This window comes from Gemmatimonas sp., from assembly GCF_036405635.1.
GTDB lineage: Bacteria > Gemmatimonadota > Gemmatimonadetes > Gemmatimonadales > Gemmatimonadaceae > Gemmatimonas.
On the sequence record NZ_DASWXE010000228.1, the window covers coordinates 1 to 8,885 of the forward strand.

Genomic DNA, 8,885 nt, shown 5'->3' on the forward strand with positions numbered 1-8,885 from the left:
CGTGCTCGTCACGGGAGGCGCGGGCTTCATCGGGAGCGCATTGATCTGGGCGCTCAATCAGCAGGGCGTCGATCGCATCGTGGTCACAGACCGACTTGGCCATGACGAGAAGTGGCGCAACCTCGTGCCGCTCCGTTTCGAGGACTACCTCGAAGCCGATGACCTGTTTGCGCGCCTCGATTCCGGTGCACTCGGTGCCTTCGATCTGATCCTGCACCTTGGCGCCTGCTCGGCCACCACCGAGCTCGATGCGACCTATCTGGCGCGCAACAATTTCGAGTTCACCAAGCACCTCGCGCTTTGGGCTCTCGCGAAGGGGTCGCGGTTCGTCTACGCGTCCAGCGCAGCCACGTATGGCGACGGCGCAGACGGCATGGACGACACCGACAATTCGGTGCCCGCCCTGTCACAGCTGCGGCCGCTCAACGCCTACGGCTATTCCAAGCACCTCTTCGATCAGTATGCCGCGCAGGCCGGTATTCTGCGTCAGCTGGTGGGGCTCAAGTACTTCAACGTGTACGGCCCCAACGAGGCACACAAAGCCGACATGCGCTCACTCGTGCACAAGGCGTTCGGACAGATCCAGGACACAGGTAAGGTCAAGCTGTTCCGCTCACATCACCCAGACTACAAGGACGGCGAACAGCAGCGCGACTTTCTCTATGTGAAAGACGCGGTGGCCATGACGTTGCACTTGGCCATGACGCCATCGGCGGGCGGTCTGTACAACATCGGCAGTGGACATGCGCACTCGTGGCTCGAACTCACGGGGGCGCTCTTTGCCGCCCTGGGGCGCGAGCCGGCGGTGGAATTCATCGACATTCCGGAGTCCATCCGCGCGAAGTACCAGTACCACACCAAGGCCGAGATCGCGAAGCTACGCGCAGCAGGATATACAGCGCGGGTCACGCCGCTCGAGGACGCGGTGCGCGATTATGTGCGCGGCTACCTCACCGACGACCGCCGTCTTGGCGACGCGGGATGACCGTCGGAGCACTCGCGTGAGTAAAGTCGGGCCACTGGTACGACGGTTTTGCGCACCCATCCCGTGGGTGGTGCGCCTGCTGACCGTCCTGTGCGGCCCGCTCCTGCTGGCAGCATGCGGCAGCACCGCCCAAGACGCCAGTGCAACGACCGGCTCGACTACCTCCCTGTTGCGCTGGGGCGGCGACGCCGAGGGCGGTGCGCCCTTCGTTGAAGCTGACCCGGCTGATGCCAGCACGGTGCGCGGTTTCGATGTGGAGATCGCCACGCTCATGGCCAAAGGCCTGGGCCGTACACCGCAATTCGTGCAGGTGAGCTGGCCCTCCATTGAGCAGTCCGTGGCGCGCGGTGACTTCGACGTGGGAATGTCGGGGCTGGAAGATCGTCCCGAACTGCGGGCGCGACTCGCCGTGAGCCTGCCCTACTTTGAATTCCGCGAAGTGCTCGCCGTGCGTCCGGCGGACACGCTGCGCTTCCGTACCTTGGCCGACCTGGCGAAGCGCCGAGTGGCCACGCTGGGTTCCACCCAGGCGTACGCCATGTTGCTCGAGGCACAGAAGTCCCATGGCGTGGTGCCGGTGTCGTACGACGATGATGTGCATCCGTACGAGGACCTCGTTTCGGGTCGTGTGGATGCCGTGTTGCTCGATCATGTGGTGGCCGAACGTGCGCTGCGCCGGACGCGAGGATTCGTGGTGCAACCCACGGCCCTCGCGCTCGGCCACTATGTCGCCGTCTTTGCACCGCATCAGGCAGCGCTGCGCGACTCGGCAGATGCCGTGCTGCGCAGTGGTATGATGGATGGCACCCTCGAGCGGATTTTTCGCTCATGGGGCGTATGGGACGACGCTCAGGCACAGTATCAGCAGCAACTGATCACCCGACTGGCCGACACGACTGCGAATGCCGCCTCGGCGGCCACCGCAGATCGCCCACGCACCACATCACCCGTCGCGTACCTGCCCGCGCTGCTCCGTGCAGCGGTGATCACGCTGGGCATCTCTCTGGCGGCGATGATCCTCGCGATGGTGGCGGGCGGGGCCATTGCAGCAGGGCATGTGTATGGCGGACCCGTCACACGCGGCGTGTTGATCACCTACGTGGAAGTGGTGCGCGGCACACCGGTGCTGCTGCAGCTGTTCGTATTGTACTACGGCCTCAGCGGAGTGATTCGTCTGCCGGCGCTGGCAGCAGCGATTCTGGGCCTCGGGCTCAATTACGCCGCCTACGAATCGGAGATCTACCGCTCGGCGCTGATGGCCATCCCGCGCGCGCAACTTGAAGCGGCGCGCACACTGGGCCTCACCGAATGGCAGATCCTGCGCCTGATCCGTGGTCCCCAGGCGTTGCGCACCGCGCTGGCACCGATGACGAATGACTTCGTCGCGCTGCTCAAGGACTCCTCGCTCGTTTCGGTGATCACGGTGGTGGAGCTCACCAAACAGACGGCGATTTATGCCACCAACGTGGGCAGTTGGGTACTGCCGGGCCTGCTGTGCGCCGCGATCTACCTGCTGATGTCGTTGCCGCTTTCGCGTCTGGCCCGCCGCCTCGAATCGCGATGGAGCACGTGATGGCAAGCACGGAGACTGCCGCACTCACGCTCGAACAGGTCACGTTGTCACGCGACCGCCGCCCCGTGCTGCGCGGTGTGGATTTGGCGGTGCCCGCCGGCGAAGTGTGGGCGCTGATGGGCGTTTCGGGAGCGGGCAAGAGCACGGTGCTGCGTGCGGCGGTCGCGCTGGAAGCGTTCGACGGTGGCCGTATTCAGGTGGGCGATGTGTCGCTCGTACCCGGCCGCGTGCCACCCGAGTCGCAGCTGCGCGCACTGCGGCGCCGCGTGGGCATGGTGTTCCAGCAGCATGCGCTGTTTGCGCATCTGTCGGCGCTGGAGAATGTCACGCTTGCACCGGTGCACACGGGCGTCGCCACACCGCAGGCGGCGCGCGCGACGGCGTTGCGGCTGCTCGAGTCGCTTGGCGTGGGCCATCGCACCGACGCCTACCCCGCGCAGCTGTCCGGTGGAGAGGCACAACGGGTGGCCATTGCCCGCGCCCTGGCGCTCGATCCACAGGTATTGCTGATGGACGAACCCACCGCCGCGCTCGATCCCGCGCGACGTGTGGCACTCACTGAGACCCTGCGTCAGCTCGCCCAGGGCGGCCGGACGTTGCTCATCACCACCCACGACCTCGGATTCGCCCGTACCGTGGCGGATCGGGTGGCGGTGTTGTCACACGGCGTGGTGGTGGAATGTGGTGAAGCCAAACAAGTGCTCGACTCGCCGGTGCACGAAGCCACAAAAGAGCTGCTGAAATCCGAGACGTCGTCGGCCGCTACTTAGAACCTACGACCTACAGCTTTGAACCAAGCCTCTTAGAACCCGTAACCGCAACTGCAACTGCAGGTTGGTGGGTCATAGGGACGTTGGTTTTAGGCCATATGTTGTAGGTGATAGGTGGGAGCTGGCTTGAGTCGGGGCATTCGGCAAGATCGCTATTGCCCGCGGGCCCATTGATACAACCCGGCGTAGTGTTTTGCTGACGTTGTCCATGAATGATCTTCCTTCATGCCACGTTCGCGCAGCAGCTTCCAACCCTCGACATCGCGATACGACACCAACGCGCGACGGATGGCGTCGATGAAATGGCCGGCCTCGTATGGGTGAAAACGGAAACCGTTTCCATCCCACCCCTCGCGCACCGTATCGGCGAGACCGCCGGTGGCGCGTACGATAGGCACACTGCCGTAGCGCAGCGCGATCAACTGCCCCAGTCCGCAGGGCTCGAACCGTGATGGCATGAGAAACGCATCACTGCCGGCATAGATCTGCTGGGCGAATGCGGTGTCGAAGCCGGTGGTGACGGCGACACGCTGTGGATGCTGGTGTGCCAGTCGCTCGAACGCGTCCTGCAGATACGGCTGCCCTGAGCCGAGCAGCACGAGCTGCGCATCGGTTTCCTGCAGCAGCCACGGCATGATCACGTGCAGCAGGTCGAACCCTTTTTGCTCCACGAGCCGCGACACCACGCCGAGCAGCGGGCGCGAGGCTTCCACCGGCAACCCGGTGCGCTCCTGCAATGCGGCCTTGCAGACGGCTTTGCCATCCATGTGACCCACATCGTACGTCGCCGCGATCTGTGCGTCTGTGGCGGGATTGTACCGCTCGGCGTCGATACCGTTGAGAATGCCGGCCACGCGGTCCTGCCGGCGCCGCAGCAGGCCATCGAGTCGCTCGCCGTAGTCCGGCGTCATGATCTCACGCGCGTAGGTGGGGCTCACCGTCGAGACCACATCGGCATACAGGATGCCGCGCGCCATGAAGTTGAACGAATGCGCGATGCCGGCACCCAGACCGTTTTCCACCAGTCCCGCTTCACTGAGCCCGGCGACACCAAGGACATCGGGATGCACCTGGCCCTGATAGGCCAGATTGTGAATAGTGAACACGGTGGCGATATGGCCGAACGTGTAGGCGTAGTAGGTCTTGAGGTAGTTGATGACCAGCGCCGCGTGCCAATCGTGACAATGCACCACGTCGGGCTGCCAGCCCTCCACTTCCCGCAGGTGCTGCATGGTGGCGAGCACGGCGCGCGCAAAGAGAATGAAGCGCCGATGATCGTCGGCCTCTCCGTAGATCACGCCCCGCTCAAAAGCGGACGGCACATCCAGGAGATAGGTGGGCACGTCATCGTCTTTGGCTCGCCAGACGCGCAGCTCCTCGGCCCGCTCACCCAGCGGCAGGAAGGTGGCGGCCAGCGGGCCCTCGACCGCCACGCCGCGTTCGCGCACTTCGCGGTAGCGAGGCAATGTGACCCGCACGTCATGGCCAAGGCTGCGGAGCGCGGCGGGCAGTGCACCGGCCACATCAGCCAGCCCTCCCGTCTTCACGTAGGGTGTCGCTTCGGCGGCGACAAAAAGCACGTTCATGCCCCGTACCTTACGCCCTGCGCGCACGCGACGCAAAATGCGGACGGGGGGCGGGCACCGACTCGCCCCGGGTGGGTACCGTCAGGTCTCTTTCCGTTTCCCCGATCGCCTTCGCATGACCCCGTCCAATCGCGGGACGCTTGCCCGCACGGCCATGGCGTATGTGCTCGCCGGTGGCCGTGGCTCGCGCCTGTATGAATTGACCGATCCGCGCGCCAAGCCTGCCGTGTATTTCGGCGGGAAGACGCGCATCATCGACTTTGCACTGTCGAATGCCATCAACTCCGGCATCCGGCGCATCGGTGTGGCGACACAATACAAGGCCCACAGTCTGATCCGACACCTGCAGCGCGGCTGGAACTTCATGCGCCCAGAGCGCAACGAGAGTTTCGACATCCTGCCGGCCAGCCAGCGAGTGAGCGAAACGCAATGGTATGACGGCACCGCCGATGCCGTGCACCAGAACGCGGACATCATCACCGACTACGCACCCGAGTACATGGTCATCCTCGCCGGTGACCACATCTACAAGATGGATTACGAGCTGATGCTACAGCAGCACGTGAACCAGGGCGCCGATGTCACCGTGGGCGTCCTGGAAGTGCCGCGGCGTGAAGCCACGGGATTCGGCGTGATGCACGTGGACGCCGACGATCGCATCATCACGTTTCTCGAGAAGCCGGAAGATCCACCGGGTATCCCGGGCGCGCCGCACCTCTCGCTGGCGAGCATGGGTATTTATGTGTTCCGCACCACCTACCTGCTGGAACTACTGCGGGCAGACGCTGCCGATCCACACTCGAGCCATGACTTCGGCAAGGACATCATCCCCAGTGTGGTGCGGCACGGCAAGGCCATAGCACACCGGTTCAGCACATCCTGTGTGAGATCCGAAGATGAATCGCTGGCGTACTGGAGAGACGTTGGCACGATCGACGCCTACTGGGAAGCCAACGTCGACCTGACGACCGTCACACCTCAGCTCGACTTGTTCGACAAGGATTGGCCGATCTGGACCTATTCCGAGCTCACCGCGCCGGCCAAGTTTGTGCACAATGAGGAAGGGCGGCGCGGCCACGCCCTGAACTCGCTGGTGTCCGGCGGCTGTATCATTTCCGGGTCCTACCTGCACAAGTCGTTGCTGTTCACGGGGGTACGCGTGCACTCCTACTCCCACCTGGAGGGCGCGGTGGTGCAGCCGTACGTCGATATTGGGCGCGCCGCCCGCCTGCGTAACGTCGTGGTGGATCGCGGGGTACAAATACCTGCCGGATTGGTGGTCGGGGAGGATCCCGTCCTCGACGCCAGGCGATTCCGCCGCTCCGCGCGCGGTACCGTGTTGATCACCCAGCCGATGATCGATCGGCTCTGAGGACTCAAGCCATGTCTGCCAAATCGCTCTCCCGTCGTGCACTCCTGTGCCTGGCTCTTGCCACCGGAGCGCTTGGCCTGTCCAGCTGCCGCAAGAACGCCCCGCCACCTTCTTCCGGCGACATGACCGCGATCATCGTCGCGACGAATCGCGGATTTTATGACGTCAACGTGTATGCCGTGCGCTCGGCCGGCGTGCAGGGCCGTCGCCTGGCCACGGTGCAGGGCGGTGGCAGCGCGACCTTTCGCGTGAGGGAGTCGGACCAGCAGCCCGGCGGCGGTGTCACCCTGCAGCTTCGGGCCATCGGTGGGCGGGCAGTCTGGATCAGCCCGACGCTGAACCTCGGGTTTGGCACCGCAGGTCGTCTCGACATTGTATCGAACACCGGCGGCGATCTCCGTCAAACCATGTTTTACATGATTTCCTCGCAGCAACCGGGCGCACAGTAGCGTATCCTGAATGAGTCGCTGAGTGTGCGAACGGTGGCGCACTCAGCAATCGGTTATTGAGGGAACGCCTGGCGGACTCGACGCGGAGTCCGGGGTGCGCATGGCCGGCGGCGTGACACGCCCGGCGCAATGCCGAAGCGGCGAAGTCGGACCTGCACATGCATGTTTGGGCGCATGAGCCTCTACGCGCGCATCTTCGAGTTCATCCCCGACGCCGTGCTGGTGGTCGGGGCTGACGGTCACATTCGCCAAGCCAATCCCCAGGCGGCGACGATGTTCGGCTTGAGCATCCACGATCTCCAGAGCCGATTGGTCGACGACTTGATTCCCGGTCGGTTCGGGCGCGGACATGCGCGCCATCGCGAGGCCTATCTCTCCGGACCGCGCATGCGACCCATGGGCGCCGGCCTCGAACTCCACGCCGTGCGCGCCGACGGCCGCGAGTTTCCGGTGGACGTGCTGCTGAGTCCCATGGATGATGACAACGGCCTCGTGGTGCTGTGTGTCATCCGCGACGTGACCGAGCGCCGCAAGGCCGACCAGCGCTTGCGCGACTCGCTGCGGGAGAAGGAAATCCTCCTGCGTGAGATCCATCACCGGGTGAAGAACAATCTGGCGGTGATTTCAAGCCTGTTGTACATGCAGTCCACGCGCGTCGCGGACCCCGAGACCATTGCGGTGCTGGAAGAAAGCCAACGTCGCGTGCGTTCGATGGCACTGGTCCACGAGACACTCTACCGCTCGGGCAACCTGTCGTCGGTGGAGTTCGCCGAGTACGCCGCATCACTCTGCGAAGAAGTGCGCCACAGCCAGCGCATCCCCGGACAGTCCATCGAATTCGATCTGGCGCTCGCGCCCATCACGATGGCCGTCGATCTCGCCGTCCCGTGCGGCCTGATTCTCAATGAACTGGTAACGAACGCCATGAAGCACGCTTTCCCGGAGGGACGCCCCGGGCTCATTCACCTCACACTCGCCAACCAGGAACCGGGATGGTGCGAGATGACGGTGGCAGATGATGGCGTCGGTGCCAACCTTGGCGGTTCCGATCGCCATTCCCTTGGACTCACACTCGTGGAGTCGCTCACGCGGCAGATCGATGGGGAGTTCCAGCTGACACAGGGCCTGCCCGGCACTGTGGCACGTCTTCGCATCCCCATTCCCCACGCAGCCTGATGACGCCCATGAGCATGCCCATGCCGCCTGGGAAACACCGCGTTCTCGTGGTCGAGGACGAGGCGTTGATTGCCGCCGAGTTGGTCGATCGGCTGCAACGGCGCGGCTACGATGTCGTGGGGCCTGAGGACTCGGCGGTTGCAGCCATCAACGCGGTGGAGCAACTGCGTCCGTCGCTGGTGTTGATGGATATCCGCCTCAAGGGTGACCGCGACGGCATCGACGCCGCGAACGAGATTCATCGTCGGTTCAACGTGCCGGTGGTGTTCCTCACGGCCAATGCCGATCGCGCGACCTACGAGCGCGCGCACACCACCGCGCAGTACGGGTACGTGCTCAAGCCGTTCCATGAACGCGACCTGTTTCTGGCGCTGGATCTCGCGCTGCATCGCCATCGCATCGAGCAGGATCTGCGGGCCAACTCCCTCACGTTTGCCGCCATCAGCGATGGTGTGGCCGATGCTGTCGTGGTGGCCGATCGCGACGAAGTCGTGCGCTACATGAACCCGTCCGCCGAACGATTGCTCGGCATGACGCTGTTCGAATCGGTCGGCAGTCCGTTGGGCGACGTCCTGACGCTTGAAGTCACGGTCACCGACTCGGCGCCACAGTCCATCGAAGGTGTTCGCGGTGACTGGCATGACGACGAAGCCTGTCTGACCGACCGTCACGGCGAACGCATCCCTGTCGCGTGGCGATGCCGCGCACTGCTCTCGCCACGCGGCGAGCCGGCAGGCCATGTACACACGCTCACCGATCTACGCGCACAACGACGCCTCGAAAAGATGCGTCGCGCCGCCGATGGCCTGTTGCGTGTAGCGTTCGAGGCTTCGCCGGTCTCCATTGCGCTGCTGGACGGCGAGGGAAACATCATCCGTCATAATCCCGGGTTCCTGACCATCACCGGCCATGCACCGGATGCGACGGCAATCACGGGCGCGGCAGACTCCTACGTATGGGCCGGGGATCGTGCC

The 8,885-nt window shown here is 64.3% G+C and carries 8 protein-coding genes; 7 read left to right on the plus strand and 1 reads right to left on the minus strand.

Annotation, left to right across the window (positions count from 1 at the left end; translation table 11 throughout):
- Nucleotide 1: 1 nt before the first annotated feature.
- The 3 genes from rfaD to VGE27_RS17985 are packed head-to-tail and all read left to right on the plus strand — an operon-like array spanning nucleotide 2 to nucleotide 3,328.
- Complete coding sequence (gene rfaD, locus VGE27_RS17975) at nucleotides 2-985, plus strand: ADP-glyceromanno-heptose 6-epimerase (protein WP_345788040.1); 984 nt, start codon at nucleotides 2-4, stop codon at nucleotides 983-985.
- 16 nt (nucleotides 986-1,001) lie between these two features.
- The gene (locus VGE27_RS17980) at nucleotides 1,002-2,558 is read left to right on the plus strand and encodes an ABC transporter substrate-binding protein/permease (RefSeq protein ID WP_331051061.1); all 1,557 of its coding nucleotides are present in this window, start codon (nucleotides 1,002-1,004) and stop codon (nucleotides 2,556-2,558) included.
- Nucleotides 2,558-3,328: an amino acid ABC transporter ATP-binding protein gene (locus tag VGE27_RS17985; protein ID WP_331051062.1), complete on the plus strand. Its 771-nt coding sequence runs from the start codon at nucleotides 2,558-2,560 to the stop codon at nucleotides 3,326-3,328. Before VGE27_RS17980 ends, VGE27_RS17985 begins: the two co-directional genes overlap by 1 nt.
- Nucleotides 3,329-3,480: 152 nt before the next feature.
- On the opposite strand, the gene glgA is transcribed toward VGE27_RS17985, so the two are convergent.
- On the minus strand, nucleotides 3,481-4,914 hold the full coding sequence (glgA, locus tag VGE27_RS17990) for a glycogen synthase GlgA (RefSeq protein ID WP_331051063.1): 1,434 nt from the start codon (nucleotides 4,912-4,914) through the stop codon (nucleotides 3,481-3,483).
- A gap of 115 nt (nucleotides 4,915-5,029) precedes the next feature.
- Here glgA and glgC point away from each other — a divergent pair, with 115 nt between their 5' ends.
- From glgC to VGE27_RS18010, 4 genes are all read left to right on the plus strand, one after another.
- Nucleotides 5,030-6,286 (plus strand): glucose-1-phosphate adenylyltransferase, encoded by a 1,257-nt coding sequence (gene glgC, locus VGE27_RS17995; RefSeq protein ID WP_331051064.1) that lies wholly within the window; start codon nucleotides 5,030-5,032, stop codon nucleotides 6,284-6,286.
- Nucleotides 6,287-6,297: 11 nt separating this feature from the next.
- Complete coding sequence (locus VGE27_RS18000; RefSeq protein ID WP_331051065.1) at nucleotides 6,298-6,735, plus strand: hypothetical protein; 438 nt, start codon at nucleotides 6,298-6,300, stop codon at nucleotides 6,733-6,735.
- Nucleotides 6,736-6,909: 174 nt separating this feature from the next.
- Nucleotides 6,910-7,911, plus strand: a complete 1,002-nt coding sequence (locus tag VGE27_RS18005; RefSeq protein ID WP_331051066.1) for a sensor histidine kinase — start codon at nucleotides 6,910-6,912, stop codon at nucleotides 7,909-7,911.
- Between the two features lie 8 nt (nucleotides 7,912-7,919).
- A partial coding sequence (locus tag VGE27_RS18010) for a response regulator (RefSeq protein WP_331051067.1) occupies nucleotides 7,920-8,885 on the plus strand: 966 nt, incomplete at its 3' end.

Bases quoted from the DNA above. Each gene is read 5' to 3' on its own strand.
- VGE27_RS17985 (WP_331051062.1), top strand. From the start codon at position 2,558: ATGGCAAGCACGGAGACTGCCGCACTCACGCTCGAACAGGTCACGTTG.
- glgA (WP_331051063.1), bottom strand. From the start codon at position 4,914: ATGAACGTGCTTTTTGTCGCCGCCGAAGCGACACCCTACGTGAAGACG.
- glgC (WP_331051064.1), top strand. From the start codon at position 5,030: ATGACCCCGTCCAATCGCGGGACGCTTGCCCGCACGGCCATGGCGTAT.
- VGE27_RS18000 (WP_331051065.1), top strand. From the start codon at position 6,298: ATGTCTGCCAAATCGCTCTCCCGTCGTGCACTCCTGTGCCTGGCTCTT.
- VGE27_RS18005 (WP_331051066.1), top strand. From the start codon at position 6,910: ATGAGCCTCTACGCGCGCATCTTCGAGTTCATCCCCGACGCCGTGCTG.